This is a genomic window from Burkholderia sp. FW306-1C-G01B, assembly GCF_058781685.1.
The window spans coordinates 1-25174 of sequence record NZ_JBYSWZ010000022.1 but is presented as its reverse complement, the minus strand read 5'-3'; the positions used below and the strand labels follow the sequence as shown (position 1 = coordinate 25174).

The following is a 25174-nucleotide window of genomic DNA, read 5'->3' as shown; positions in this document are numbered from 1 at the left end:
GTATCGACCTGCACCGCTGTCGTAATCGCGCTGCTAAACTCCGGCCACGAAGACCGCTTGCGCCACCAGAGGAAATAATGACGCTCGCCCGCGCACAACTGAATGGCGTAGATGTCTGGATTATCCAGCTTCCCGGGCATGCCCCCTATGCGTATACGCACCTCAAGCGGGTATTCCCGTCCGACGACTCGCGACACCGGGTCGTGACGATCGACCTGACGAAACTGCTGACATGCGCCGACCGCGACACCACCGACTATGTGCTGCCGTCGGTTCAGTACTGGGCTCCCGGAAAAGCCGCGGGTATTCGCGAATTCCTCGATCCGGACCAGGACAAGATTCCGGAGATGCCGTTCATCACGTTTCGCGAGACAAGAACGCGAACGCTGCTCGGCATCCCCGGCCTGTCGAAAGTCGGCGTCGCGTCGTTCCGCAACGGCCAGCATCGCGCACGCTATCTTGCCTATGCCGGCGCGACGACCCTGCCCGTCGAGGTGCACGAGACGGAGGCCGATTTGCTCGTGCGATATTGCGGCGAGTAACAGACGAGCAAGTTCGGCTTTCGCCCGGGAATGGCTGCATATCGTGCAGCCGTTCGTTCGGATCGCGGCAAGCCGCTAGGCCTGTATCGCGTAGATCCGATCGGTGACCTCCGTCTGGCCGATCCGGCTCGTTTCGATACCCGCCAATTGCCAGCCGTTGTGCTCATAGAAGCCGATCGCGCGCACGTTGCCTTCCAGCACCGACAGATGGACCTTGTCCACGCCGATCGTCCGGGCCCACGCGCGAACGGCTTCGATCATGCGTTTGCCCGTACCGTTGCCGTGATGCGAAGGATGGACGTGCAGGCAGTCGAGCAGCACTCCGCGCGCCGGATCGACCGGGCGTTCGGCACTGACGAAGCCGACAGGCTCGCCATCCGACTCCGCAATCAGCACGAGGCCCCACTCTTTTTCATTGCGATCGAGATATTTCCGCCACCGGACCGCATGTTCCGTCGGCACCTCGTCGGACAGATAGGCCGCCGGAAGGATATGGCTGTATGCGGTTTGCCAACTCAGGGTGTGCAGGCGAGCGATGAGGGGCGCGTCGTGCGCTGTCGCGGCGCGAAGCGTGGTCCGGGTTTCCGGCATCGGTTGGCAACTCCTTCTGCTTGTTCTCTTGATCGGAATGTCTCGTCGCAAAATATACCGTTCTTTGAAACATGCATGCCGTGACGGTTCGCCGCCGGGACATCTGCGTGCAGGCAAAAAAAATCCCGACGCCTTCACTGGTCGCCGGGATCGAACGGCCCTGCAAGGCATGAGGGCACGAGGAAGACGACACATTACACGCATGCAAGACTGTTGCGCTTTGTCGGTTCGTGCCAAATCCCTGCGCTATTCCGCCAAATTTCCGGTTTCCGTCGCCGTAAACGAAAAAAGCCTGCTCACGCGAAGCGCGAGCAGGCAAGAAAACGGATCAGCATCCGAGGCACGAGGGCTGTCCCGAAAAGATAACGGCACGGCGCGTGCAAACCTTAGCCCCACGAACGGATCGCGGTCGAAACGGGCTGCTGCACGTAACGTCGCTACCTGAGAGGTGCCCAGATCGCTGAATACTCTGCATCGCTCACCAAGGCGCCGCCATTGCTTCCCGTTGCAAATCTCCTATTCTTCAGCGGATAGCATCACTCCGGAGACTGCAAATGAACCGGCCGAACTACCGGATATTGGATGTGCCTCTCGTCGGTCAACGAAAAAATTCCGATGGCACGTGGCTGATGCTGAGAAGGGAAACGAAGGCCTGCAACCACATGGAGATATGGCGTGCTGGTATGCGGCCGCATGCATGGTCTCGTATTACCGTCGCCCCGGACCACGTCGTGGTCTGCCGGAGATATGGCTCAAGGATAAGGGACTCCCTTTAACTTCGATCAGTGACCTCGCCACAGCCGAAGGTCTCATCCCCCTCACGCAGCCAGAAGAAGACGAAGATATTGCAGAATGGTTGGAAGCTACAAAAATTGCCTGCTCGTGAAGGATTCACTCAAAAAACACTATTGAATTTCGATTCGCTCCTATCGACGAAGGCACGTGCAACGCTCATTCACGCAGATATCTGCCGCCGCAATTTTCCACGGCCCGCGGTACGGAACTTGATGGGAAGACGAACAAGCATTCCGGCGAATGCTTCTGGACGACAATCCTGAAACGACTCGGAATTCGCTATCGCAGCCCGTACAACCTGCGACATCGCTACGCGACAGCAATGCTGATGGCCGGCATGACCCCATGCCTTTTGCGCGAAACAGCTCGGACACGACATCGAGATGTTCCGGACGACTTACGCGAAACGGATGAATGGCGAGCAGAACGCTCTGGCGATGGCGAGACTCGAATCGATGCTGTTCCCCGAGTTGTCCCGCGCAAAGCAAAACAGGCGCCTAAGCGCCTGTTTTGTTTGAGAATTTTGGGGTGGCTGATGGGACTCGAACCCACGACGACAGGAATCACAATCCTGGACTCTACCAACTGAGCTACAGCCACCACTGATACTGCTTTCTGCTCTTCGCTGTTTTTGTTTCAGCAGCGAAGAAGCAAGATTATACGAAGTCTTTTGAATCTTGCAAAGCCTTTTTTTCAAAAAATTCTTCGGCTTCGTTCAGATGCGCGCGCGCCTCGTCGAACACGGCCAGATCGCCGCGCGCGAGCTTCTTGTTGTCGGACAGCACGCGACGCCAGCCGCGTGCGCCGGGCACGCCGCGATACAGCCCGAGCGCATGCCGCACGATCGCGCCGAGGTAGGTCCCGCGCTTCAGCTCGGCCGCGCAGTATTCGACCAATTGCGCTTCCGCTTCTTCGCGCGTCGGTATCGCACCCGTCGATCCGTAGAAGCGCGCATCGACCTCCGCGAGCACGTACGGGTTGTGGTACGCCTCGCGGCCGAGCATCACGCCATCGACATGCTCGAGATGCTGCGCGACTTCGTCCAGCGTCTTGATGCCACCGTTGATGACGATCTCCAGCGACGGAAAATCGCGCTTCAACTGATACGCATAGTCGTACTTGAGCGGCGGGATCTCGCGATTCTCCTTCGGCGACAGCCCCTTCAGGATCGCGTTGCGCGCATGCACGACGAACGTTTCGCAGCCGGCCTCGGCGACCGTGCCGACGAAGTCGCGCACGAACGCGTAATCCTCGACCGCGTCCACACCGATCCGGTGCTTGACCGTAACCGGCACCGACACCGCATCGCTCATTGCCTTCACGCAGTCGGCGACGAGCTGCGGCTCGTTCATCAGGCACGCGCCGAACGCGCCGCGCTGCACGCGCTCGGACGGACATCCGCAATTCAGGTTGATTTCGTCGTAGCCCCACTGCTCGCCGAGCTTCGCGGCGCGCGCGAGATCGTCGCGTTCGCTGCCGCCAAGCTGCAGCGCGACCGGCGATTCGTTCGGCGTGAACGCGAGATGCCGCTGGGCATCGCCGAACAGCAGCGCACCCGTCGTGATCATCTCCGTATACAGCCACGTATCGCGCGTCAGCGTACGGTGGAACGACCGGCAATGGCGATCGGTCCAGTCGAGCATCGGCGCGACGGATACGCGGCGGGGAGGAAGCGAGGACGGTACGGACATGGAATTCGGGCAACAAGCCAGGCGGCGCGGAAACAACCGAACATTTTACCGCAACATGGGCCGCACCTGCCCGGCGCCCGCGCTAGTCGCCCTCGCCAAGTTCCGCATCGACCGCCCTTCGCGCCTCGTCGAGCACGCGCTCGATCACGCGCCGTTCGGTCAGCAGCAACCCGTCGACCTTGACGAGCCGCCAGTCGATCCGCACGGCGTCGCCCTGCAGCACGCGGTAGTGCGCATGCTCGCCGTCCCAGACCTGCTCGGTCTTCACCTCGATCTCGAAGCCGCGGTACGGCTCGCTGAAATCGCCGAGGTCGCTGCCTCTCGGTTCCATCGCACGCTCCGTGGCGACGCGGCGCCTGGCCGCCCATGCAGCCGGCGCCGCGCGCTCAGTCGTATTCGTCGGACAAAAAGGATTTGCCGTCGGCCGTCAGGTCGACGCGGTCGGCCGCCGCCTGATAGATCAGCCCCTCGTTCAGCAACGCATAGACGACGTCGCCAAACGCGGCAGGAACCGGCCGGCTTTCGCCGAACTGGTCGATCCACTTCAGCGCCTCGATGGCTTCGGGGGAAAGGATGGGGGTCATGCGTTGCCCTCCGGCATCGGTGTCGTTCCATCCTAACACTTCGTCCGGACGCCGAATACCGAGGCAAACGCGCTGCGGGAATGCCGGACGACGCCAACGGGCAGGCGGCCCGTCGGCGCCGCACCGGCGCAGGAAGCGCGCGCTCAGAGACGCGCGATCGATACTTCGGTCGACTTCACCAGTGCGACGACTTCCGCGCCGACCTTCAGTTCGAGCTCGTCGACCGAGCGGGTCGTGATCACCGACGTGACGATGCCGAACGGCGTCTCGACGTCGACCTCGGACACCACCGGACCGCGAATGATCTCCTTCACCTTGCCTTTGAACTGGTTACGCACGTTGATTGCAGTGATGCTCATCGGGTTGATCGCTCCGAAGAAAAAGTCTCAGAACGGGCGGCCGGAGCCGCCCGGATTTAAACGGCCCAGCGGATCTGCCCGACCGGTCGAACGTTGTCTGCTTCATGCACCGCGCCCGGTTCGGCCGCGCCTGGCCCGCCGGCGAGCACGCGCTTCAGCACGCGGTCTTCCAGCGCCGCAAACGCCGCCGATGCGCGAGCACGCGGCCGGTCGAGCGGTACGGGCTGGTCGAGCGCCACACGCCCCTGCTCGATGAGCAGGATGCGGTCGCCGAGCGCGACAGCCTCCTGCACGTCGTGCGTGACGAGCAGCGCGGTGAACCGATGCTCGCGCCACAAGCGCTCGATCAGCGCATGCATCTCGATGCGGGTCAGCGCGTCGAGTGCGCCGAGCGGTTCGTCGAGCAGCAGCAGTTGCGGCCGGTGCACGAGTGCGCGCGCCAGTGCCACACGCTGCCGCTGGCCGCCCGACAGTTGCGCGGGCCAGTCGTTCGCCCGCTCCAGCAGGCCGACTTCATCGAGCACCGCGCGCGCGTCGTCGCGCGCGCCGCGCCCGAGGCCGAGCATCACGTTCTGCAGCACGGTCTTCCACGGCAGCAGGCGCGCATCCTGGTACATGATCCGCGTATCGAGCGCACCGCCGCCGTCGCCGCGCGTCACGAGCGCGCCGCTGCTCGGCTGCTCGAGTCCCGCGACGAGACGCAGCAGCGTCGACTTGCCGCAGCCGCTGCGGCCGACGATCGCGACGAAGCTGCCGCGCGCGATGCCGAGTTCGACGTTGTCGAGCACGGTGCGCGCGCCGAAGCGCTTGCTGACGCCCGACAGCGTCACCGCGTCGTCGGGTGCCGGGCTTCCCGCGCGCCGCCGCGCAAGCGAAACGACCGATGCGCTGCCGTCACGATCGAGAATCGCCGCGTCGCGCGCATCGCCGTCCGCGACGCGTGCCTGCGCGAGCTCGGCCTCGAGGTCTGCGCCGGCGAGCGGGCCGTAGGCGGCCGCCGAAGTCGTCGCATTCATGCCTTTGCTCCTGATTGGTAAGCGGGGTGCCAGCGCAGCGTCACGCGCTCGAGCCATTTCGCCAGCACATCGGCCAGCTTGCCGAGCACCGCGTACAGCAGGATGCCGACCACCACCACATCGGTTTGCAGGAATTCACGCGCATTCATCGTCATGTAGCCGATGCCCGACTGCGCGGAGATGGTCTCCGCGACGATCAGCATCACCCACATCAGCCCGAGCGCGAAACGCACGCCGACGAGGATCGACGGCAACGCACCGGGCAGGATCACGTCGCGGTACAGCGCGAAGCCACGCACGCCGTAACTCTTCGCCATTTCGATCAGGTTCGCGTCGACCGAGCGGATCCCGTGATACGTGTTGATGTAGACCGGGAAGAACACGCCGAGCGCGACGAGGAACAGCTTCGCCTTCTCGTCGATGCCGAACCACAGGATCACGAGCGGAATCATCGCGAGCGCCGGGATGTTGCGGATCATCTGGATCGTCGAATCGAGCGCGACCTCGGCAGCCTTCGACAGGCCGGTTGCGAGCCCCAGCGCGAGACCGACGCCGCCGCCGATCGCAAAACCGAACAGCGCGCGCCACGTGCTCACCTTCACGTTCGCCCACATTTCGCCCGACGTCACGAGCGACCACGCCGCCCGCACGACCGCAACCGGCTCGGGCAGCACGCGGGTCGACAGCCAGCCGGTGCGCGCGCCGGCTTCCCACACAACCAGCAGCGCGAGGGGCACGAGCCACGGCGCAACGCCGCGCCATGCGCGGGCGGCCACGGCGGCACCCGTCGTCGACGTTTTCGTTGTCATCGCAGGCCTCTCCTCGCTCAGCTCTGGCTTGCCTTCGGCAGATAGTTGTTGCCGACGATCTCGCCGAACGGCCCCGACAGCGGGCCGGCCGGCCGCTGCGCGCCCTTGCCCTTGATCAGCGGGAACACGAGTTCGGCAAAGCGATACGACTCCTCGAGGTGCGGGTAGCCGGACAGGATGAACGTCTCGATGCCGAGGTCCGCGTATTCGCGCATGCGCTCGGCGACCTGCTCGGGATTGCCGACGAGCGCGGTGCCCGCGCCGCCGCGCACGAGGCCGACGCCGGCCCACAGGTTCGGATACACCTCGAGCGCCTCGCGACCGCCACGCTTGCCGCCGTGCAGCGCGGCCATCCGGCGCTGACCTTCCGAGTCCATGTTCGCGAACGCCTTCTGCGCACGCGCGATCGTGTCGTCGTCGAGGCGGCTGATCAGGCGCTCGGCATCACGCCATGCTTCGTCCTCGGTCTCGCGCACGATCACGTGCAGGCGAATGCCGAACTTGATCTTGCGGCCGCGCGCCTCCGCGCGGGCACGGATGTCGGCGATCTTCTTCGCGACCGCCTCGGGCGGCTCGCCCCAGGTCAGATAGGTATCGATATGATCGGCGGCAATCGCGTGCGCGGCCGGCGACGAGCCGCCGAACCACAGCGGCGGATGCGGACGCTGCACGGGCGGATAAAGCGCCTTGCCGCCCTTCGACTGCAAGTGCTTGCCGATGTAGTCGAAGCCGCCGTTGTCGTGCGACGCGGCAAGCAACCCGCGCCAGATGTTCAGGAAGTCGTCGGTGATCTCGTAACGCGTATCGTGATCGGCGAACAGGCCATCGCCTTCGAGTTCGGCCGCATCGCCGCCCGTCACGACGTTGATCAGCAGGCGGCCGCCCGACAGGCGGTCGAACGTCGCGGCCATGCGCGCCGACAGCCCCGGCGACGCGATACCGGGACGGATTGCAACCAGGAACTTCAGGCGCTGCGTCGCCGGAATGAGGCTCGACGCAACGACCCATGCATCCTCGCAGGAACGACCGGTCGGCAGCAGCACGCCTTCGTACCCAAGCGTGTCCGCCGCGACGGCGACCTGCTTGAAATAATCGTAATCCGCGGCGCGTGCGCCTTCGGCCGTGCCGAGGTAGCGGCTGTCGCCATGCGTGGGGATAAACCAGAACACATTCATCTGCTGCTCCTGCTTGACTGTTCTTGCCGAAATTTGAAAAAACGTCGCCCTGCTCGCGTCGCGGACGAGCGACGCATGCATGGTGTGCGTTCGAATCGGGATGGTTCGCCGGTCAGGCCGTGCAGCGGGCAAATACGCGATTGCACGGCTGTTTCTGGGAAATCAGTCTAGGGATCGGGGCAGGGCTTTGGAACGATTTTTTTGAGCTTAGGTTTTCCGCTTTCGTGATTAGCACGACGCTGGAGCGAATATCGCGGCGACCGGGCCCTATAATGGCGTACCTATCCGAATAACTCCGCGCGCACGGCCCCGGCCGTGCGTGCCTGCGGTGCACTCATCGATGCAGAAAGTCATCCTGCCGTTCCTGTCCGGCTTCCTTGCCGCCCTGTTCTTCCGCGAGGCCACGCTCGCCCTCCTTCACACAGCGGACCTGATCGCCGCGGCCGGCTTCTCCACGCAGCCGTTCGCGCCGCTCGGCATTCCTGAATTTGTCGCGAACGCGCTGATCAGCGCGTGCTGCGCGATCCCGATGGCATGGCTGTTGCGCGTGTCGCCGGAACGCGAGGCGTCGTGGATCGGCGCACTCATGTTCGGCGGCATCGTGCTGACTGCAGCACGCGTGTTCGCGATCGATCCGCTGCGCGGCATCTGGCCGTCGGGCAACATGATGCCCGTGCTCGCGGCCGGCTTCGCGGCGAACGCGGTGTGGGGCTTCGGCGCGCTCGTGTTCATGCGCGCGTTCATGTCGGACGACGCGGGCAACGAGTAACGCGGGCCCGGTCTCCGCGCCCGTCGACCGCAGAGCGATCGACGGTCAATAAACGAAAAGGCCGCCTGCATGTGCAGGCGGCCTTTTCGTTTCTGTCTCGCGCGCGAGTCAGTCGTTCAGGTTCCGCAGCGGATGCGTGTCGGGCGTCCACGGGCTGTCGAACATCGCGAGCACCTCGGCCCGATCGATGTCCGCGGCCGACTTGAAGCGCCAGGCCGGCTGGTGATCCTTGTCGACGATCAGTGCGCGCACGCCTTCGATCACGTCGCCGCGCGCGAACGTCGAGCGCGTGAGATCGAGATCGCGCCGCAGGCAATCGGCCATCGTCGCACCGCGTGCGCGTTCGACGACTTCGAGCGACACAGCCATCGACAGCGGCGACAGCTGGCCTCGCATCGCGTGGGTCGCCTTCTCGACCCACCCGTCGACGGCCGCGCAATCCGGCTCGGCATCGAGCGACGCGAGGATTGCGTTGATGTCGGGCCGCGCGAAATGGCGGTCGATCCCGGCGCGCGCATCGGCCAGCGCCGACGTGTCCGGCGTCGGCACGACCTTGTGCGCGGCAGCCGCGTCGGCCACACAGGCGACGGCCTGCGCACCGCTGTCGATGCGCGCGCTGCGCAGCGTATCGAGCAGCGTCGGCAACGCGGCATCGGGCAGATAGACGTCGGCGAGCCGCGCGTACAGCGCACCGGCCGCGTCGAGCGTCGCGCCCGTCACGGCGAGATAACGACCGATCGCACCGGGCGCGCGCGCGAGAAACCAGCTCATCCCGACGTCCGGGAACAGGCCGATGCGCGTTTCGGGCATCGCCATCTTCGTCGAATCGGTCACGACGCGCAGGCCGCCCGTATGCCGCGCCGCCTGCGAAATACCCATGCCGCCGCCCATCACGACGCCGTGCATCAGCGCGATATAAGGCTTCGGATAGGTGAAAATCGTATGGTTCAGCGTGTATTCGTCGATGAAGAACGCGTCGATCGCATCGCGGTCGCCGCGCTGCCATGCGTCGTGGAAAAAGCGCACGTCGCCGCCCGCGCAGAACGCGCGCGGATGCGGACTGTGCACGACGACCGCAACCACCTCCGGATCGTCGCGCCACGCGTCGAGCGCCTGCTGCATCAGCCGGATCATGCCGCCCGACAATGCGTTCAATGCCTTCGGCCGGTTCAGTTCGAGAAAACCGATGCGGTTCGCGACATAGGCGCGCACGTCGGGCTGGGCGGATTCGGCGGAAACGGCGGCGGAAGTGGAATCGGTCATGAGGGCCATCCGGCAAATGGCAGTCGCACGTTCAGTGCGACTGCATCTTCGAGAACAGGTTCAGCACCACGACGCCCGAGATGATCAGCCCTAGGCCGATCACCGCCGGCACGTCCGGCACCTGACGATAGAGCAGCATCGCGACGAGCGTGATCAGCACGATGCCGGCGCCCGACCAGACTGCATAGATGATGCCGACGGGCATCGTACGCAGCGTCAGCGACAGACAGTAGAACGCGATGCCGTAACCGGCGACGACGAGCGCCGACGGCCAGAAGCGCGTGAAGCCGTCCGCCGCGCGCAGCGCGGACGTGCCGACCACTTCCGCGACGATCGCGATCGCGAGCCATGCGTATCCGGGAAGCTGCATCGCTCAGCTCCTTGCGAGGGCCAGCACGGCGTAGTCCTGGCCGAGCTCGGCACACAGCGCCTCGACGACGAATTCGTGGTCCGCGCGCTGCGGCAGCCCCGACGCGGTGATCGAGCCGATCACGCCGGCACCCGCGACGGTCAGCGGAAACGAACCGCCGTGCGGCGAATATTCGGCGATCGGCAACCCGTGCTTGTCCGCCAGCGTCGCGCCGGCCTGCTGCATGCGCAGGCCGATCGCATACGAGCTGCGCCGGAAATGCGCAACGACGTTGCGCTTGCGGCGCACCCAGTCGGCGTTGTCGGGGGTAGCACCGGCGAGTGCCGCATAGAACAGCGGCTGGCCGAACGTGACGATGTCGATCGCGATGGCATGGCCGCGCGACGTCGCGAGCGCATGCATCCGGTTGCCGAGCGCCCACGCGCGGGCCGGGTCGAAATGGGGAAACACGAGCGCCTGTTCCTGCGCGCCGATCGATTGAAGATCGTGAGCGATGTCCATGAATCCGTCGATGCAATAAGGTGAGCCGCAGCGGTGCCAATGCGATCGCGCACGGCGCCGCTACCGAAGAGACGAAACAAACCGCTCGATTCTAGCGCACGCGCCCACCGTACCGTCCCCACGAGACGCGACACGCGATTGTCAGAAAGTGCTTGCACGCGCTCGGGTAACTCCTTATAATTCATTTCTTCGACGGACGCGGGGTGGAGCAGTCTGGCAGCTCGTCGGGCTCATAACCCGAAGGTCGTAGGTTCAAATCCTACCCCCGCAACCAACGTCCAGATTCATGCAAAAAGCCCGGCCCAGCGCCGGGCTTTTTGTTTTTCCGTAGCCGATCCCCACACCCTCTTCGCGCACGCATGCCGCTTCGCACGGCACGCCGCCCGCATGTGCAGGCGTTCGAGAATGCCGCGCCCCGGTGATACACTCGCATCACCTCGTCCCTTCCACTCGACATGAAATTCTGCTCCGTCTGCGGTCACGAAGTCATCGCGCGCATTCCTCCGGGCGACAACCGCGAGCGCTTCGTCTGCGATCACTGCGGCACGATCCATTACCAGAATCCGCGCAACGTCGTCGGCACGGTCCCGGTCTGGGGCGACCAGATCCTGCTGTGCCGCCGCGCGATCGAACCGCGCTACGGATTCTGGACGCTGCCCGCGGGCTTCATGGAAATGGGCGAGACGACGGCCGAAGCCGCCGCGCGCGAAACGCTCGAGGAAGCCGGCGCGCGCGTCGAGGTACAGAACCTGTTCACGCTGCTCAACGTGCCGCACGTGCACCAGGTCCACCTGTTCTACCTCGCGCGGCTCACCGATCCGGGTTTCGAAGCCGGCGAGGAAAGCCTCGAAGTGAAGCTGTTCGACGAAGCCGACATCCCGTGGGACGAAATCGCGTTCCCGACCGTCAGCCAGACCCTGCGATTCTTCTTCGCCGATCGCGCCGCCGGCGACTACGGCGTGCACACCGGCGATATCTTCCGCTCGCTGCGCAACGGCTGAGCTCGCCCCCATGGTCCCCTGGCTCGGCCCGGACGATCCGTTTCCGCCCATCGAACGCGCGCTCGGTCCCGCGACCGGCGCGCCCGGGCTGCTCGCCGCGAGCGCCGACCTGCTGCCGTCGCGCCTCATCGATGCGTACCTGCGCGGCATCTTCCCGTGGTACTCGGACGGCCAGCCGGTGCTGTGGTGGAGCCCCGACCCGCGCATGATCCTCCTGCCGGCCGAATTCAAGGTGTCGCCGTCGCTGCGCAAGACGCTGAAGCGCGTGCTGCGCGAGCCCGCATGGGAAGTGCGCGTCGATCACGACTTTCCGGGCGTGATGCGCGCCTGCGCGCAGGCGCCGCGCCGCGGGCAGCGCGGCACGTGGATCACGGCGGAGATCATCGACGCCTATACGTCGCTCTACCGCTCCGGCAACGCGCACAGCATCGAGACATGGCACGACGGGCGCCGCGTCGGCGGCCTGTACGGCGTGTCGTTCGGGCGGATGTTTTTCGGCGAATCGATGTATGCGGATGCCACCGACGCATCGAAAATCGCGCTGGCCGCGCTCGTCGCCCATCTTCGCGACCAGGGGCTGGAGATGATAGACTGCCAGCAGAATACGTCGCATCTAGCGTCGCTCGGCGGCCGCGAGATCGCACGCAAGGCCTTTGTCGCTCACGTGCGCCGCGCGGTAGCCGAACCGCCGATTCCGTGGCAGTTCGACAAGCGCGTGCTCGCCGCGCTGACGGGCCCCGCCGAAACGGCGGCGCCCTCCGGGATCGAGCGCTAGCGCGGCACTCCTTCCCTGCATCGAGAGCTGCCCATGACTCACCCGACTGAGCTGCCGCTTTCACCGCTTTCGGCGCTGCAATTCTATGCAACGGCGCCCTATCCGTGCAGCTATCTGGACGGCCGTATCGCGCGCTCGCAAGTCGCGACGCCGAGCCACCTGATCAACTCGGACATCTACACCGAACTCGTGAAGGCCGGCTTCCGGCGCTCGGGCGTCTTCACGTATCGCCCGTACTGCGACGGCTGCCGCGCCTGCGTACCTGTGCGCGTGCCCATCGACGCGTTCGTGCCGTCGCGCACACAGCGCAGGATGTGGAAACGGCACCGCGCGCTCGTCGCGACGGTCTCGCCGCTGCACTACGACGAAGAACACTACGCGCTCTACATGCGCTACCAGTCCGCGCGTCACGCGGGCGGCGGAATGGATCGCGACAGCCGCGACCAGTACGAGCAGTTCCTGCTGCAGAGCCGGATCAACTCGCGCCTCGTCGAATTCCGCGACCTCGACGCCCCGGGCGGCGAGCGCGGCAAGCTGCGCATGGTCAGCATGATCGACATCCTCGGCGACGGACTGTCTTCCGTCTACACGTTCTTCGAGCCCGACGACCGGCACACGAGCTACGGCACCTACAACATCCTGTGGCAGATCGAGCAGGCGAAGAGCCTGGGCCTGCCGTACGTGTACCTCGGCTACTGGATCCGCGAGAGCCCGAAGATGGCGTACAAGGCGAACTTCCACCCGCTCGAAGGGCTGATCGACGGCCGCTGGAAGATACTCGATCCGGAACGGGTCGACCTGCCGCCCGTCGATGCGGCACTGGCCCGCGCGCCGTTGCCGGGCGGGCATTCCGGCTCGGGCTGACGCGCACCGCGGGGCTGCGAAGCGAAGCACGCCCCTGCCGCGCAACTCCCGGTAAAATAGCGGGTTGTCATTCATTCCGGCTGCCCGCCCAATTCCCGTGTTCAGTTCCCTCTATCCGCTGGCCCGCGCATCCCTGTTCAAGATGGATGCGGAAGACGCTCACCACCTCACGCTGCGCGCGCTCGGCGCGGCCGGCCGCACGGGCCTCGCCTGCGCGCTGTCGGCCCGCGTGCCCGACGCGCCGCGCACCGTGATGGGGCTCACGTTCCGCAACCCGGTCGGCCTCGCGGCCGGCCTCGACAAGGACGGCGCGGCCATCGACGGCCTCGCGGCGCTCGGCTTCGGCTTCATCGAGGTCGGCACGGTCACGCCGCGCCCGCAGCCCGGCAACCCGCGCCCGCGGATGTTCCGCCTGCCGCAAGCCGAAGCGCTGATCAACCGGATGGGCTTCAACAACCACGGCGTCGACCAGTTCGTGAAGAACGTCCAGGCCGCCCGCTATCGCGGCATCCTCGGCCTGAACATCGGCAAGAACGCCGATACGCCGATCGAACGCGCGGCCGAGGACTACCTGTACTGCCTCGAACGCGTATACCCGTTCGCGAGCTACGTGACGATCAACATCTCGTCGCCGAACACGAAAAACCTGCGCCAGCTGCAGGGCGCGGGCGAGCTCGACGCGCTGCTCGCGGCGCTCAAGGACAAGCAGCAGCGCCTCGCCGACCTGCACGGCAAGCTCGTGCCGCTCGCGCTGAAAATCGCACCCGATCTCGACGACGAACAGGTCAAGGAAATCGCCGACACGCTGCTGCGCCACAAGATCGAAGCGGTGATCGCCACCAACACGACGCTGTCACGCGCGGCCGTCCAGGGCCTGCCGCACGCGGACGAAGCCGGCGGCCTGTCGGGCCGCCCGGTGTTCGACGCGTCGAACGAAGTGATCCGCAAGCTGCATGCCGAAGTCGGCAGCGAAGTGCCGATCATCGGCGTCGGCGGCATTTTCTCGGGCGAGGACGCCCGAGCGAAGCTCGCGGCCGGCGCGTCGCTGGTCCAGCTTTATACGGGCTTCATCTACCGCGGCCCCGCGCTCGTCTCGGAATGCGTGAAGGCGATCGCCCGCAGCGCACCGCGTAAGTAATATAGGCATAAACAAACGATATTTATCGACCGATTGCATTTTTGCTATCATCGGTCGCACTATCGGAACAGAGCCCCGCTGGGGCAAGGAAGCTCACACGATGAAATTTTCGCTGCTGAAGAAGCTGCTGGTTGCGGGCCTGATCGGCTCGTCGTTCGCCGCCGCCACCGCGCATGCGGCCGATCTCCTCGACCAGGTGAAACAACGCGGCACGCTGCGGATCGGCCTCGAGGGCACGTTCCCGCCGTTCAACTCGAAGAACCCGCAAGGCGAGCTCGTCGGCTTCGACGTCGACGTCGCGAAGGCCGTCGCCGCGAAGCTCGGCGTGAAGGCCGAGTTCGTGACGACCGAATGGAGCGGCATCATCGCGGGCCTGCAGGCCGGCAAGTTCGACGTGATCGCCAACCAGGTCGGCATCACCGACAAGCGCAAGGAGACGCTCGACTTCTCGCCGGCGTACACGTATTCGTCCGCGCAACTGATCCAGCGCAAGGACGACTCGCGTGACTTCAAGTCGCTGGAAGACCTGAAGGGCAAGAAGCTCGGCGTCGCGCTCGGCACGAACTACATGGACATGGCGAAGTCGGTGCCCGGCATCGACGTGAAGACGTACCCGGGCGCGCCCGAGTACCTGCGCGATCTCGCGGCCGGCCGCCTCGACGCAGCGCTCAACGACCGCCTGATGCTCGCGTACCTGACGAAGAATTCGCAGCTGCCGCTGCGCCCGGGCGCGAACGTCGGCTCGGCGAACCCGTCGGGCATCCCGTTCAAGAAGGGCAACCCGAAGTTCCAGAAGGCAATCGACGACGCGATGGCCCAGCTCGCGGCCGACGGCACGTTCACGAAGATCTCGGACAAGTGGTTCGGCATCGACGTGACGAAGCCGATCAAGTAAGCACGCCTGCATTTCCCGCCTGACGGCGGGCCGGACAGGGCGGCATCCGCAACGATGCCGCCCTTTGCTTTATTCGTCCGGTTTATGATTGCGCTTTCGCGCACGCATCCGATTCGTATTCCATGTCGACAACGTCCCTGCTCGTCCAATCGCTGCCGGTGCTCGCCCAGGGCGCCGTACTGACCGTCAAGTTCGCCGTGCTGTCGATGGTGTTCGGCCTGCTCGGCGCTGTCGTGCTCGCGATGATGGGCATCCGGCAGAGTGAGCCGCTCGACGGCTTCGAACGCATCTGGGTCAATGCGCTCGCGTGGCTCGCGCGCGCGTACGTGAGCCTGATGCGCGGCACGCCGCTGCTCGTGCAGATCTTCGTCATCTACTACGGGCTGCCGAGCCTCGGCATCTCGCTCGAACCGACGCCGGCCGGCGTCATCGCGCTGTCCGCGAACGTCGCGGCTTACATGTCCGAAAGCATGCGCGGCGCAATCAACGGCATCCACCGCGGCCAGTGGCTCGCGTCGTACAGCCTCGGGCTGTCGTGGGGGCAAACGCTGCGCTACGTGATCGGCCCGCAGGCGCTGCGCATCGCGGTGCCGAGCCTGTCGAACAGCCTGATCAGCCTGATCAAGGACACGTCGCTCGTGTCCGTGATCACCGTGACCGAATTGCTGCGTAGCGCGCAGGAAGTGATCGCGGCGACCTACCAGCCGCTGCCGCTCTATCTCGCCGCCGCGGCCGTGTACTGGATCCTGTGCCAGATCCTCGAATGGGCGCAGCGCTGGTACGAAAAGCGCCTGTCGCTGCCGTCGCGGCACTGAGCGCACGCCATCCGCCGGGCCGCGCACGCGGGCCCGGCACCTTCGTTCCCGCCTACTCGCCCGAATAGCGCACGCCGAGCGCGGCACGCGCGGCATCGGTCATCGCGATCATCTGCCGCGAATGGTCGTGCGTCATGATCGGGCTTTCGGTTTCGCCTGCGCGCAGCAGGTCGCAGAAATGCGCGGTCTCGTAGTTCAGCCCGCCGCCTTCGGCCGGCGCGTCGAGTTCGACGGTGCGCCCGTCCGCATAACGGATCGTCGCGCGCGCGGGGTTCCACCATTTCTCGTGAATCGTCACGTGCCCGCCGGCCGCGGCGATCAGCGCATCGCCGCGCCCCATCACGTCGAGCCCGCAAAAGAGCTGCGCGATCCCGCCGTTCGCATGCAGGCTGTTCAGGCTCGCGAACATGTCGACGCCCGTCGCGCCGACGCGGCCGAGCGTCTGCACGTCGAGCGCCGCGCCGAGCCAGTCGACCGCGAGAAACGCCTCGTAGATCCCGATATCGAGCAGCGCGCCGCCCGCGCGATCGAGGCGATAGACGGAATGGTCGCCGGGTACCGACGACGATGCGCACCCCGCGCGCACGAGCCGGATCTCGCCGATCGGATCGTCATGCAGGTGCGCACGCAGCTGGCGGTACAGCGGAAAGAACGGCGGCTTCATCGCTTCCATGAAAAGCCGTCCGGCGTCGCGTGCCGCACGCAGCACGGTATCGAGTTGCGCCGCGTTCAGCGTCGCGGGCTTTTCGCACAGCACGGCCTTGCCGGCGACAAGTGCGGCCAGCGTGTACTGCGCGTGACTGTCATGGAGCGTCGCGATGTAGACCGCGTCGATGTCGCTCGCGAGGAGTGCTTCGAGGCTCGCGGCAGGCGTGCCGCCGCATGTCTCGCAAAAGGCTGCCGCTGCGTCGGCGCGGCGGGCCCAGGCACCGTCGAGCGTGGCGCCCGGCACGTGCGCGAGGCTTTGCGCGAAGCGGCGCGCGATGCTGCCTGCGCCGACGATGCCGAAGCGCACCGGGCGGTGGTCGTTGTCGTTCATCCTGATCTTCCGTGTCGGTCGTATGACGGTAGCCGGCACGCTGCCGGCCGGCCGTCATGATAAACGGCTCACCGGCACACGGATGAGCGACGCGAGCAGCGTCAGGCACGCACGGGCACGTCGACGGAGAAATCGCGCGAGATCTCGTCGGCGCTGAAATCGATCAGCGCGAGCGAAGCCGCTTCGGCTTCGCGCGGATCGCGCCGTTCGATCGCATCGACGACACGCGCATGCGCCTTCACCGCGATCTCGTGCGCGCCTTCCTTCTGCACGACGCGCGGATTCACGAGACGCACCGCACCGCGCACGATCGCCGCCATCTGCTGGAAGAACTGGTTGCCGCTCGCCTGCACGATCCGCGTGTGCAGCAACTCGTCCGCCGTGTCGTAGCCGGGATCGCCGGGCTGCAGCACCTTGAACGCATCGAACGCTTCGCGGATCCCGGCGATGTCGGCCGCGGTCGCACGCACCGCCGCCTGCGCGGTCGCGCGCGGTTCGATCAGCATTCGAAATTCGATGACGTCGCGCATGAACTGCGGATCGGGTTTTGCCCGAAATCGCCAGCTCACGACGTCTTCGTCGATCATTCGCCAGTCGCGCATCGGCCGCACGCGCGTGCCGACTTTCGGCCGCACGTCCAGCATGTCGCGCGCAAGCAACATCGACAACGCTTCCCGCATCACCGTGCGACTCACGTCGAACTCTTTCGACAGCACGTCCTGTGGCGGCAAGATGCCGCCGTACTTGTCTTCGACGATACCCGAGACAAGCCCATCCATCACTTTGGCGACCAGTGACCGGTCTTTGCCCTGCTCCATGACACCTCCCCGTGCGTCGATTTGCGAACATCTGCTCCGCAGTTCCGCCGGCCCTGGTTACTACTGTTCTTATGATCTATAAGTTGATGAGTTCGAGGATATTTCGCTATCTGGTAAACACCTGACAGGGTTATCCCTCTTTTTGACGGGGTGATTTATAAGGCTACAAAAAAGGCCCGGGAAGCGCGCTGCGCCTGCCGGGCCGTGATTTCCACAAGATTTAAACATGCAGTCCATTACGGGTTCCTGATACCGTTACGGACTGCTTCTCATTCAGCTCGATTCGGCCGAATAAACGATCGTTTCAACGCCGTTTTCCGTGCCGAGCAAGCACAGATTCGCGCCGCGCTCGGCAAACAACCCGACGGTCACGACGCCCGGCCATCCGTTCACCTGCGCTTCGAAGCCGCGCGGATCGGCGATCTGCAGCCCCTTCACGTCGATGATCTCGTTGCCGTTGTCGGTGATGTACGGTGCGCCGTCCTTCGTCACGCGCAGCACGGGCACGCCGCCGAGCGCGGTCACGCGCCGGCCGATCGCCGTGCGCGCCATCGGCACGACCTCGATCGGCAGCGGGAACGCGCCGAGCACCGGCACGCGCTTGCTGGCGTCGGCGATGCAGACGAACGTGTCGGCCACCGACGCGACGATCTTCTCGCGCGTGAGCGCGCCGCCGCCGCCCTTGATCATCGCGCCGCTCGCGTCGATCTCGTCGGCGCCGTCGACGTACACCTGCAGCGAGTCGACCTCGTTCAGGTCGAACACCTTGATGCCGTGCGATTTCAGGCGTTCGGTCGTGGCGACGGAACTCGACACGGCGCCGCGATAGCGCGACTTGACGACGGCGAATGCGTCGATGAAGCAGTTGGCGGTCGAGCCGGTGCCGACGCCGATCACGGCGCCTTCCGGCACGTTCTGGATCACGTAATCGGCGGCGGCCTGGCCGACGAGGCGTTTGAGTTCGTCTTGAGTCATGGCGTGGAAATGCTGTGGGATTGCGGAAAACCGCCAGTTTACCGGACTCGGATGACGGCCCGCGTTTTTCGGCGCGCGGTGCGCCGTGCGTTCAGGGTGCGACCGCCGCTGGCGCGTTGTCCATCGGCTGCGTGCCGGGGAAGTATTTGTCGAGCAGCGCCTGGGCGATCGCGTCGCTTTCGGCGTCCGGATTGCCCGCATAGTCGGACGGACGGAAATGCATCTGGAACGCCGCGAATACGCGCCGCGTGCGCGCGTCGAGCACGCCGTCGGTCGGCACGTCGTAGCCGTAGCGCGCGAGCTTGAGCTGCAGTTCGCGCACATCGACCAACGCGTGCGGATCGCGGCCGCCGAGCCGGGCGGCCACGGTTGCATCGTCCGGCCACGCGCCGACGCCGGCCAACGCGAGCGCATGCCACGGGAACAGCGGACCCGGATCGATCTTGCGTTGCGGCGCGATGTCGCTGTGCCCGACCACGCGCGTCGGCGGGATCGCGTAGCGTACGACGATGTCCTTCGACAGGCGGGTCAGCGCATCGATCTGTTCGGGCGAATACGGCTGCCAGGTGCGATTCTGCGGATCGAGCGGCCCGCGGTTCACGTTTTCGATGCCGATCGACGCCGCGTTCAGTTCGGTCGCGCCCTGCCACTCGCTGACGCCCGCGTGCCATGCGCGCATCGATTCCGGAACGAGCTGGTAGACGACGGGCATCCCGTGTTCGATGCGCGGCTGCGGCGGCACGACGTAATGCACGCTGACCGAATCGCCCGTCAGCGTGCGCAGCGACTTCGCTTCGTCGCTTTCGGTGTAATGCATCACGAGAAAGCGGATCCGCGAATCGGCACCGCGCGCGTACAGGCTCGTGTCGGCGTAGTAGGTGCCGCGTTCGACGAGCGACGGCGACGTGCAGGCAGCCAGCAGGCATAGCACGGCGCATGATGCGCCGAGGCGAAACAGGGTCATCGGTCGCAAGTTCCGGAGAGCCGCGTGCCGCATCGCATCGCGGCACGCGTCGTTCGGGTCATGCCAGGCACGCGCACATCGCGCGAGACAGGATGCGTCAGCCCTTCACGCGCCGCTGGCGCACGGCTTCGTACAGGCACACGCCGCTTGCGACCGACACGTTCAGGCTTTCCACGCTGCCGGCCATCGGGATGCTCATCACCTCGTCGCAGGTGTCGCGCGTGAGCCGGCGCATGCCTTCGCCTTCCGCGCCCATCACGAGCGCGACGGGGCCGTCGAGCTTCGTATCGTAGAGCGTCGCCGACGCCTCGTCCGACGTGCCGATGATCCACACGCCGGCTTCCTTCAGCTCGCGCAGCGCACGCGCGAGGTTCGTCACCGTGATGTACGGCACCGTATCGGCCGCGCCGCTCGCCACCTTGGCCGCGGTCGCGTTCAGGCCGACCGCACGGTCGCGCGGCGCGATCACCGCGTGCGCGCCGGCGGAATCGGCAACGCGCAGGCACGCGCCGAGGTTGTGCGGATCGGTGACGCCGTCGAGCACGAGCAGCAGCGCGGGGCCCTGGATGCCGTCGAGCAGCTCGGACAGGTTCTGCGCGAGCGGCACGTCCTCGACACGCGCGACGACGCCCTGGTGGCGCTCGGTATGGGCGAGGCCCCACAGGCGCGTTTCGTCGGCCGCGATCAGCCGCACGCCCGCTTCCTTCGCGGTGTGCAGGAAGTCCTGCATGCGGCGGTCGCGGCGCGTCTGGTCGTACAGCACCTCCGCAACCGTCGATGCATCGTGCCGCAAACGTGCGGTCACCGCATGAAAACCGTAAAGAACCTTCAGACGTGACATGACTGGAACAACCTTCGATCAAACGTGCGGCCGTGCGACGCGCGCAGCCGCGATCCATGGAAAAGGAAAGCGCCGCGTTGCCGGCCGATGACCGGTGACGCGGCGTCTCTCGATACTGCAGGGCGTGCGCTTGCGCCGCCCCGAACGCTCAATACTTCTTGCGGGCGCGTGCCTTCTTCGCGGTCGGCTTCGCCGTCGCACCGCCGCTGCCGCCGCTGCCGCCCTTCTTGCGTGCGGCACGCGCTTCCTTCACCGCGACGCTCGGTGCGCTTGCGGCCTTCTTGCGGCGCGGCGCGAGCTCTTCCGCCTGCGGCAGCGCACGCACGCGCGGGCCGTTGCGATCGGCGCCGGCACCTGCGCCTGCAGCAGCCGGCGCGGGCGACGGGCGCGGCGCCTTCACCGGCGTATCGCGCACGAGGCGGAAATCGATCTTGCGCGCGTCGAGATCGACGCGGCTCACCTGCACGCGCACGCGGTCCGACAGGCGATAGCGGATGCCCGTCCGTTCGCCGCGCAGCTCATTCTTGATCTCGTCGTACTGGAAGTAGTCCGAGCCGAGTTCCGTGACGTGCACGAGCCCTTCGATGAACAGCGTGTCGAGCTGCACGAAGATGCCGAACGACGTGACGCCGTTCACCATCCCGCCGTATTCCTCGCCGAGCTTGTCGCGCATGAAGTAGCACTTGAGCCATGCCTCGACGTCGCGCGACGCTTCGTCCGCACGCCGCTCGTTCGCCGAGCAATGCAGGCCGAGCTCTTCCCAGATCGCCGTGTTCGAGCGCGAGCGGTTGCGCGCTTCGTCGTCGGCCTGCTGCATCGCGCGGGCGCGCGGCGACAGCGCGGTGTTCAGCTCGAAGCCCTCCGGCGCCTTCGGCACGTACTTCTTGCCGGACAGGATCGAATAGATCGCGCGGTGCGTGAGCAGGTCGGGATAACGACGGATCGGGCTCGTGAAGTGCGCATACGCCTCGTAAGCGAGACCGAAGTGGCCGATGTTGTCCGGGCTGTAGACGGCCTGCTGCATCGAACGCAGCAGCATCGGCTGCAGCATCTGCGCGTCGGGCCGGTCGCGGATCTGCGCCATCAGCGCCGCGTAGTCGCTCGCATGCGGCTTGTCGCCGCCGCCGAGCGACAGGCCCATGCCGCGCAGGAACGCACGCAGGTTCTCGAGCTTCTCCGGCGTCGGCCCCGCGTGCACGCGGTACAGGCCCGCATGCTTGTTGCGCTTCAGGAAGTCGGCCGCGCAGACGTTCGCGGCCAGCATGCATTCCTCGATCAGCTTGTGCGCATCGTTGCGCTGCCGCGGCACGATCTGCTCGATCTTGCCCTGCGAGTTGCAGACGATGTAGGTCTCGGTCGTGTCGAAATCGATCGCGCCGCGCTTCTGCCGTGCGGCGAACAGCGACTTGTAGACGCCGTACAGGTTCTGCAGGTGCGGCAGCAGGTCCGCGCGGCGCGCGGCCTCCGGCCCCTTCGTGTTCGACAGCACGGCCGCCACTTCGGTGTACGTAAGGCGCGCAGCCGAATGGATCACGGCCGGATAGAACTGGTACGCCTTGATCTCGCCGCGCGCGGTGATCACCATGTCGCACGCGAGCACGCAGCGGTCAACTTGCGGGTTCAGCGAGCACAGGCCGTTCGACAGTTTCTCCGGCAGCATCGGGATCACGCGGCGCGGGAAATAGACCGACGTGCTGCGCTCGAGCGCGTCGGCATCGAGCCCGTTGCCCGGCTGTACGTAGTACGACACGTCGGCGATCGCGACGATCAGCCGGAAGCCGTCGCCGCGACCGACCTTGACCGGCTCGCAGTAAACGGCGTCGTCGAAGTCGCGTGCGTCCTCGCCGTCGATCGTCACGAGCGGCACGTCGCGCAGGTCGACGCGGAAACGCAGGTCGGCCGGCCGCACCTTGTCGGGCAGCGCGGCGGCTTCGTCGAGCGCCGGCTGGCTGAATTCATGCGGCACGCCGTACTTGCGCACCGCGATTTCGATTTCCATGCCCGGATCGTCGATGTCGCCGAGCACTTCGACGACGCGGCCGAGCGGCTGTGAATGACGGCTCGGGAAATCGGTCAGCTCGACGACGACGACCTGCCCGACCTTCGCCTTCTTCACGTTCTGCGTGATCAGGATGTCGTGGCCGATGCGCTTGTCTTCCGGCGCGACGATCAGCGCGCCGTTCTCGTTGAGCAGGCGGCCGATCACGCGCTTGTTCGCGCGCTCGGTGACTTCGACGACATGCCCTTCCGGCCGGCCGCGGCGATCGTAGCCGACGATCCGCGCGAGCACGCGGTCGTTGTGCATCACCTTCTGCATTTCGCCGTTCGGCAAAAACAGGTCGTCCTGGCCGTCGTCGCGGATCACGAACCCGTAGCCGTCGCGATGCCCTTGCACGCGCCCTGCGACGAAATTCGACGGATGAGTCAACTGGTAGTGGCCGCGCTTGTCGAGGCGGATCTGGCCGTCGCGCTCCATCGCGGCGACACGCCGGAAGAACCCTTCGCGCTCCTGACGCTTGATCGACAGTGCTTCGGCGATGTCGTTGGCAGCCAGTGGCGCATCGCTCGTACGCAGCACGCCGAGAATTTCTTCACGGCTCGGAATGGGGTACGGATATTTGCTCAAGGGTTTGTCGATGATTGTTCTCGTTGCGTTGACTGATGGTGCACGGCATCAACATAGAGGTGTCCGTCAGACAGTTCTATATTGACGGCGGCGGGTCATTCTATCACCCGCCTGTGTCGCCAAATGACCGGAATGCCGCGGGCGGGCGCGACGGCGGCCGGTTTGCGATGCATCGCAAAAAAGTGTTGACACGAATAATTGGGGCGCTATAATTTCGCTTCTTTGCAGCAAGCAGCTACTGCAAAACGTGCCCAGGTGGCGGAATTGGTAGACGCACTAGGTTCAGGTCCTAGCGGTGGCAACACCGTGGAGGTTCGAGTCCTCTCCTGGGCACCACTTATATTTAAAAAGGTCGGCTTCTAGCCGGCCTTTTTCTTTTTCAGGCCCAGGAAGCAAAGCGCCTGCGCGCTTTGCGGGAGGACTCGAAAGGCTGCGCTTGCAAGCGCAGCCGGGGTCGCGCTCGTGTGACCGAGTCCTCTCCTGGGCACCACTTGTTTTCTAAAAAGGTCGGCTTCTAGCCGGCCTTTTTTCATTTCCGACTCGGGAAAAAGAGCGACTTACTCGCCGATGAACCTGCGCAGCAACCGGCACGGCTCGTCGAACCCGGCCTTCATGAATTTCCGCAGGCGCGCGGATTGAGCGCCTGCGGTGCGATCTCCGGACTCTGCGCGGCGACCGCCTCCCCGCCCACCCTTATGCCCGCCAGTCGGATCGATAGCAGAATTTATCGGTTATCGCCCGCCCTCCCCGTTGGTACGTTAGCCGGCCCGCTTCATTGCAACGAACCCAACGAGGAGCACGATTCATGACGTCGATGAACCGCCGCGCGTTCGCGCGCGCGATGCTGGCCGCAGGCCTCACTGCGGCGGGCGTCCGAACGCACGCCGAGACCACGCCTGCCGCATTGCGCATCGGCTACCAGAAGTCGTCGACGCTCATCACACTGCTCAAGACGCGCGGCACACTCGAGCAGGCGCTTGCGCCGCTCGGCCTGCGCGTGTCGTGGCATGAATTCGCGAGCGGGCTGCCGCTGACCGAAGCGCTCAACGTCGGCGCCGTCGATTTCAGCGCCGACGTCGCCGACACGGTCCCGGTCTTCGCGCAGGCCGCGCATGCGCGTTTCGTGTACGTCGCGCAGGAAGCGCCGTCGCCGAAGGCACAGGCGATCGTCGTCAAGCAGGACAGCACACTTCGAACGCTCGCCGATCTCAAGGGCAAGCGCATCGCGGTCACGAAGGCGGCCGGCAGCCACTACCTGCTGCTCGCCGCACTCGCACGCGCAAAGCTCACGCCCGCCGACGCGGCGATCCACTACCTGACGCCCGCAGATGGCCGCGCAGCGTTCGAGCGCGGCAGCGTGGACGCATGGATCACGTGGGATCCGTATGTCGCGTCGGTCGACCGGAATCCCGACGTGCGGATTCTGGCCGACGGCAACGGACTCGCGTCGTACCAGCGCTACTACCTCGCATCGAGCAGTTTCGCCGCCGCGCGGCCCGACGTTGTCCAGATCCTGTTCGACCAGTTGTCGCAAGCCGGCGCGTGGTTGCGCGACCATCCGCAGGAGGCCGCGAATACGCTTGCGCCGATCTGGGGGCTCGACGCGGCGGCTATCGCACGCGCGAACGCGCGACGCAGTTACCTCGTCCGAGCAGTGGTCGCGCAAAACTTCGGCGAACAGCAGAAGATCGCCGACACGTTCCTCGCGGCCGGACTGCTGCCGGCACGCGTCGATACAGGCCAGGCGCAGCGCTGGAATTTCGCGGCAAAACGCGCGGATCCGGTCGGCGCGTGAGACTCCGTCGCACAAGGATGCAATATTTTTATCGCTTCGGATGAAATTGTGTTGACAGACTTCGAAGACACGCTAGAATAGCGGTCTTCGCATCGCAGCAAGCGAAACGTGCCCAGGTGGCGGAATTGGTAGACGCACTAGGTTCAGGTCCTAGCGGTGGCAA

General features: G+C 65.6%; 26 protein-coding genes and 3 tRNA genes. 11 read left to right on the top strand and 18 right to left on the bottom strand.

Going from position 1 to position 25174, the window contains the following annotated elements; genetic code table 11:
- Positions 1-77 precede the first annotated feature (77 nt).
- Complete coding sequence (locus tag AC3WLY_RS32490) at positions 78-542, top strand: plasmid fertility inhibition factor family protein (protein ID WP_175961513.1); 465 nt, start codon at positions 78-80, stop codon at positions 540-542.
- A 75-nt stretch (positions 543-617) separates the two neighbouring features.
- Here AC3WLY_RS32490 and AC3WLY_RS32485 read toward each other — a convergent pair whose 3' ends face one another.
- From AC3WLY_RS32485 to ssuD, 9 genes are all read right to left on the bottom strand, one after another.
- Positions 618-1133, bottom strand: coding sequence for a GNAT family N-acetyltransferase (locus tag AC3WLY_RS32485; RefSeq protein ID WP_175961514.1), 516 nt, complete (start codon positions 1131-1133; stop codon positions 618-620).
- 1319 nt (positions 1134-2452) lie between these two features.
- A tRNA-His gene (locus AC3WLY_RS32480) sits at positions 2453-2528 on the bottom strand.
- Between the two features lie 56 nt (positions 2529-2584).
- Entirely contained in the window at positions 2585-3571 is a 987-nt protein-coding gene (dusA, locus tag AC3WLY_RS32475) for a tRNA dihydrouridine(20/20a) synthase DusA (RefSeq protein ID WP_492309097.1), read from the bottom strand.
- A 130-nt stretch (positions 3572-3701) separates the two neighbouring features.
- Positions 3702-3950, bottom strand: a complete 249-nt coding sequence (locus AC3WLY_RS32470) for a hypothetical protein (RefSeq protein WP_072441576.1) — start codon at positions 3948-3950, stop codon at positions 3702-3704.
- A 55-nt stretch (positions 3951-4005) separates the two neighbouring features.
- Positions 4006-4203 carry a hypothetical protein gene (locus AC3WLY_RS32465; protein WP_011351863.1) on the bottom strand — a complete coding sequence of 66 codons (198 nt, stop codon included), beginning with the start codon at positions 4201-4203 and terminating at the stop codon, positions 4006-4008.
- Positions 4204-4346: 143 nt separating this feature from the next.
- Positions 4347-4562, bottom strand: coding sequence for a TOBE domain-containing protein (locus tag AC3WLY_RS32460; protein ID WP_006400187.1), 216 nt, complete (start codon positions 4560-4562; stop codon positions 4347-4349).
- A 56-nt stretch (positions 4563-4618) separates the two neighbouring features.
- The gene (locus AC3WLY_RS32455) at positions 4619-5578 is read right to left on the bottom strand and encodes an ATP-binding cassette domain-containing protein (RefSeq protein WP_492309088.1); all 960 of its coding nucleotides are present in this window, start codon (positions 5576-5578) and stop codon (positions 4619-4621) included.
- Positions 5575-6387: an aliphatic sulfonate ABC transporter permease SsuC gene (gene ssuC / locus AC3WLY_RS32450; protein ID WP_152861527.1), complete on the bottom strand. Its 813-nt coding sequence runs from the start codon at positions 6385-6387 to the stop codon at positions 5575-5577. Before ssuC ends, AC3WLY_RS32455 begins: the two co-directional genes overlap by 4 nt.
- Before the next feature lie 17 nt (positions 6388-6404).
- Positions 6405-7562 carry an FMNH2-dependent alkanesulfonate monooxygenase gene (ssuD, locus tag AC3WLY_RS32445; protein ID WP_072441762.1) on the bottom strand — a complete coding sequence of 386 codons (1158 nt, stop codon included), beginning with the start codon at positions 7560-7562 and terminating at the stop codon, positions 6405-6407.
- A 340-nt stretch (positions 7563-7902) separates the two neighbouring features.
- On the opposite strand from ssuD, the gene AC3WLY_RS32440 reads away from it, so the two are divergent.
- Positions 7903-8331, top strand: coding sequence for a hypothetical protein (locus AC3WLY_RS32440; protein ID WP_111017165.1), 429 nt, complete (start codon positions 7903-7905; stop codon positions 8329-8331).
- Between the two features lie 108 nt (positions 8332-8439).
- Here AC3WLY_RS32440 and AC3WLY_RS32435 read toward each other — a convergent pair whose 3' ends face one another.
- The 3 genes from AC3WLY_RS32435 to AC3WLY_RS32425 are packed head-to-tail and all read right to left on the bottom strand — an operon-like array spanning position 8440 to position 10465.
- Positions 8440-9594: an enoyl-CoA hydratase/isomerase family protein gene (locus tag AC3WLY_RS32435; protein ID WP_492309089.1), complete on the bottom strand. Its 1155-nt coding sequence runs from the start codon at positions 9592-9594 to the stop codon at positions 8440-8442.
- A gap of 31 nt (positions 9595-9625) precedes the next feature.
- Positions 9626-9964 carry a DMT family transporter gene (locus AC3WLY_RS32430; protein ID WP_175961519.1) on the bottom strand — a complete coding sequence of 113 codons (339 nt, stop codon included), beginning with the start codon at positions 9962-9964 and terminating at the stop codon, positions 9626-9628.
- A gap of 3 nt (positions 9965-9967) precedes the next feature.
- Positions 9968-10465 carry a heme-degrading domain-containing protein gene (locus AC3WLY_RS32425; protein WP_034184078.1) on the bottom strand — a complete coding sequence of 166 codons (498 nt, stop codon included), beginning with the start codon at positions 10463-10465 and terminating at the stop codon, positions 9968-9970.
- Positions 10466-10662: 197 nt separating this feature from the next.
- Between AC3WLY_RS32425 and AC3WLY_RS32420 the strand changes: the two genes are divergently transcribed.
- The 7 genes from AC3WLY_RS32420 (at position 10663) to AC3WLY_RS32390 (ending at position 15953) form a co-directional block, all read left to right on the top strand.
- Positions 10663-10739, top strand: a tRNA-Met gene (locus AC3WLY_RS32420).
- Positions 10740-10920: 181 nt separating this feature from the next.
- Positions 10921-11466 carry an NUDIX hydrolase gene (locus tag AC3WLY_RS32415; protein ID WP_021161562.1) on the top strand — a complete coding sequence of 182 codons (546 nt, stop codon included), beginning with the start codon at positions 10921-10923 and terminating at the stop codon, positions 11464-11466.
- A gap of 10 nt (positions 11467-11476) precedes the next feature.
- Positions 11477-12241, top strand: coding sequence for a leucyl/phenylalanyl-tRNA--protein transferase (aat, locus tag AC3WLY_RS32410; RefSeq protein WP_492309090.1), 765 nt, complete (start codon positions 11477-11479; stop codon positions 12239-12241).
- A gap of 33 nt (positions 12242-12274) precedes the next feature.
- Complete coding sequence (locus AC3WLY_RS32405) at positions 12275-13105, top strand: arginyltransferase (RefSeq protein ID WP_072441596.1); 831 nt, start codon at positions 12275-12277, stop codon at positions 13103-13105.
- A gap of 97 nt (positions 13106-13202) precedes the next feature.
- A complete protein-coding gene (locus AC3WLY_RS32400; RefSeq protein WP_310134295.1) occupies positions 13203-14243 on the top strand; it encodes a quinone-dependent dihydroorotate dehydrogenase in 1041 nt (346 codons plus the stop codon).
- Between the two features lie 100 nt (positions 14244-14343).
- Positions 14344-15138: a cystine ABC transporter substrate-binding protein gene (locus tag AC3WLY_RS32395; protein WP_204426282.1), complete on the top strand. Its 795-nt coding sequence runs from the start codon at positions 14344-14346 to the stop codon at positions 15136-15138.
- 122 nt (positions 15139-15260) lie between these two features.
- The gene (locus AC3WLY_RS32390) at positions 15261-15953 is read left to right on the top strand and encodes an amino acid ABC transporter permease (protein ID WP_034184073.1); all 693 of its coding nucleotides are present in this window, start codon (positions 15261-15263) and stop codon (positions 15951-15953) included.
- 52 nt (positions 15954-16005) lie between these two features.
- On the opposite strand, the gene AC3WLY_RS32385 is transcribed toward AC3WLY_RS32390, so the two are convergent.
- From AC3WLY_RS32385 to rnr, 6 genes are all read right to left on the bottom strand, one after another.
- Positions 16006-16992 carry a Gfo/Idh/MocA family protein gene (locus AC3WLY_RS32385; RefSeq protein WP_492309091.1) on the bottom strand — a complete coding sequence of 329 codons (987 nt, stop codon included), beginning with the start codon at positions 16990-16992 and terminating at the stop codon, positions 16006-16008.
- Positions 16993-17093: 101 nt separating this feature from the next.
- A complete protein-coding gene (locus tag AC3WLY_RS32380) occupies positions 17094-17810 on the bottom strand; it encodes a FadR/GntR family transcriptional regulator (protein ID WP_175961523.1) in 717 nt (238 codons plus the stop codon).
- A 273-nt stretch (positions 17811-18083) separates the two neighbouring features.
- On the bottom strand, positions 18084-18785 hold the full coding sequence (gene rpiA, locus AC3WLY_RS32375) for a ribose-5-phosphate isomerase RpiA (protein ID WP_492309092.1): 702 nt from the start codon (positions 18783-18785) through the stop codon (positions 18084-18086).
- A gap of 91 nt (positions 18786-18876) precedes the next feature.
- Positions 18877-19749 carry an N-acetylmuramoyl-L-alanine amidase gene (locus tag AC3WLY_RS32370; protein ID WP_425130576.1) on the bottom strand — a complete coding sequence of 291 codons (873 nt, stop codon included), beginning with the start codon at positions 19747-19749 and terminating at the stop codon, positions 18877-18879.
- Between the two features lie 97 nt (positions 19750-19846).
- Positions 19847-20590: a 23S rRNA (guanosine(2251)-2'-O)-methyltransferase RlmB gene (gene rlmB, locus AC3WLY_RS32365; RefSeq protein WP_034184068.1), complete on the bottom strand. Its 744-nt coding sequence runs from the start codon at positions 20588-20590 to the stop codon at positions 19847-19849.
- 148 nt (positions 20591-20738) lie between these two features.
- The gene (rnr, locus tag AC3WLY_RS32360; protein ID WP_175961525.1) at positions 20739-23216 is read right to left on the bottom strand and encodes a ribonuclease R; all 2478 of its coding nucleotides are present in this window, start codon (positions 23214-23216) and stop codon (positions 20739-20741) included.
- 249 nt (positions 23217-23465) lie between these two features.
- On the opposite strand from rnr, the gene AC3WLY_RS32355 reads away from it, so the two are divergent.
- Both AC3WLY_RS32355 and AC3WLY_RS32350 read left to right on the top strand, forming a co-directional pair.
- A tRNA-Leu gene (locus AC3WLY_RS32355) sits at positions 23466-23552 on the top strand.
- 469 nt (positions 23553-24021) lie between these two features.
- Positions 24022-25011 (top strand): aliphatic sulfonate ABC transporter substrate-binding protein, encoded by a 990-nt coding sequence (locus tag AC3WLY_RS32350; protein ID WP_175961526.1) that lies wholly within the window; start codon positions 24022-24024, stop codon positions 25009-25011.
- Positions 25012-25174: the final 163 nt, after the last annotated feature.

Excerpts from the sequence above, each read along its gene's own strand:
- AC3WLY_RS32485 (WP_175961514.1), bottom strand. The coding sequence starts at position 1,133 with ATGCCGGAAACCCGGACCACGCTTCGCGCCGCGACAGCGCACGACGCG.
- AC3WLY_RS32385 (WP_492309091.1), bottom strand. The coding sequence starts at position 16,992 with ATGAACGACAACGACCACCGCCCGGTGCGCTTCGGCATCGTCGGCGCA.
- aat (WP_492309090.1), top strand. The coding sequence starts at position 11,477 with ATGGTCCCCTGGCTCGGCCCGGACGATCCGTTTCCGCCCATCGAACGC.
- rpiA (WP_492309092.1), bottom strand. The coding sequence starts at position 18,785 with ATGACTCAAGACGAACTCAAACGCCTCGTCGGCCAGGCCGCCGCCGAT.
- AC3WLY_RS32395 (WP_204426282.1), top strand. The coding sequence starts at position 14,344 with ATGAAATTTTCGCTGCTGAAGAAGCTGCTGGTTGCGGGCCTGATCGGC.
- AC3WLY_RS32415 (WP_021161562.1), top strand. The coding sequence starts at position 10,921 with ATGAAATTCTGCTCCGTCTGCGGTCACGAAGTCATCGCGCGCATTCCT.
- ssuC (WP_152861527.1), bottom strand. The coding sequence starts at position 6,387 with ATGACAACGAAAACGTCGACGACGGGTGCCGCCGTGGCCGCCCGCGCA.
- AC3WLY_RS32460 (WP_006400187.1), bottom strand. The coding sequence starts at position 4,562 with ATGAGCATCACTGCAATCAACGTGCGTAACCAGTTCAAAGGCAAGGTG.
- AC3WLY_RS32455 (WP_492309088.1), bottom strand. The coding sequence starts at position 5,578 with ATGAATGCGACGACTTCGGCGGCCGCCTACGGCCCGCTCGCCGGCGCA.
- AC3WLY_RS32465 (WP_011351863.1), bottom strand. The coding sequence starts at position 4,203 with ATGACCCCCATCCTTTCCCCCGAAGCCATCGAGGCGCTGAAGTGGATC.
- AC3WLY_RS32425 (WP_034184078.1), bottom strand. The coding sequence starts at position 10,465 with ATGGACATCGCTCACGATCTTCAATCGATCGGCGCGCAGGAACAGGCG.
- AC3WLY_RS32405 (WP_072441596.1), top strand. The coding sequence starts at position 12,275 with ATGACTCACCCGACTGAGCTGCCGCTTTCACCGCTTTCGGCGCTGCAA.
- AC3WLY_RS32470 (WP_072441576.1), bottom strand. The coding sequence starts at position 3,950 with ATGGAACCGAGAGGCAGCGACCTCGGCGATTTCAGCGAGCCGTACCGC.
- AC3WLY_RS32430 (WP_175961519.1), bottom strand. The coding sequence starts at position 9,964 with ATGCAGCTTCCCGGATACGCATGGCTCGCGATCGCGATCGTCGCGGAA.
- AC3WLY_RS32350 (WP_175961526.1), top strand. The coding sequence starts at position 24,022 with ATGACGTCGATGAACCGCCGCGCGTTCGCGCGCGCGATGCTGGCCGCA.
- AC3WLY_RS32370 (WP_425130576.1), bottom strand. The coding sequence starts at position 19,749 with ATGACCCTGTTTCGCCTCGGCGCATCATGCGCCGTGCTATGCCTGCTG.
- AC3WLY_RS32490 (WP_175961513.1), top strand. The coding sequence starts at position 78 with ATGACGCTCGCCCGCGCACAACTGAATGGCGTAGATGTCTGGATTATC.
- ssuD (WP_072441762.1), bottom strand. The coding sequence starts at position 7,562 with ATGAATGTGTTCTGGTTTATCCCCACGCATGGCGACAGCCGCTACCTC.
- AC3WLY_RS32435 (WP_492309089.1), bottom strand. The coding sequence starts at position 9,594 with ATGACCGATTCCACTTCCGCCGCCGTTTCCGCCGAATCCGCCCAGCCC.
- AC3WLY_RS32440 (WP_111017165.1), top strand. The coding sequence starts at position 7,903 with ATGCAGAAAGTCATCCTGCCGTTCCTGTCCGGCTTCCTTGCCGCCCTG.
- AC3WLY_RS32380 (WP_175961523.1), bottom strand. The coding sequence starts at position 17,810 with ATGGAGCAGGGCAAAGACCGGTCACTGGTCGCCAAAGTGATGGATGGG.
- dusA (WP_492309097.1), bottom strand. The coding sequence starts at position 3,571 with ATGCTCGACTGGACCGATCGCCATTGCCGGTCGTTCCACCGTACGCTG.
- AC3WLY_RS32390 (WP_034184073.1), top strand. The coding sequence starts at position 15,261 with ATGTCGACAACGTCCCTGCTCGTCCAATCGCTGCCGGTGCTCGCCCAG.
- rlmB (WP_034184068.1), bottom strand. The coding sequence starts at position 20,590 with ATGTCACGTCTGAAGGTTCTTTACGGTTTTCATGCGGTGACCGCACGT.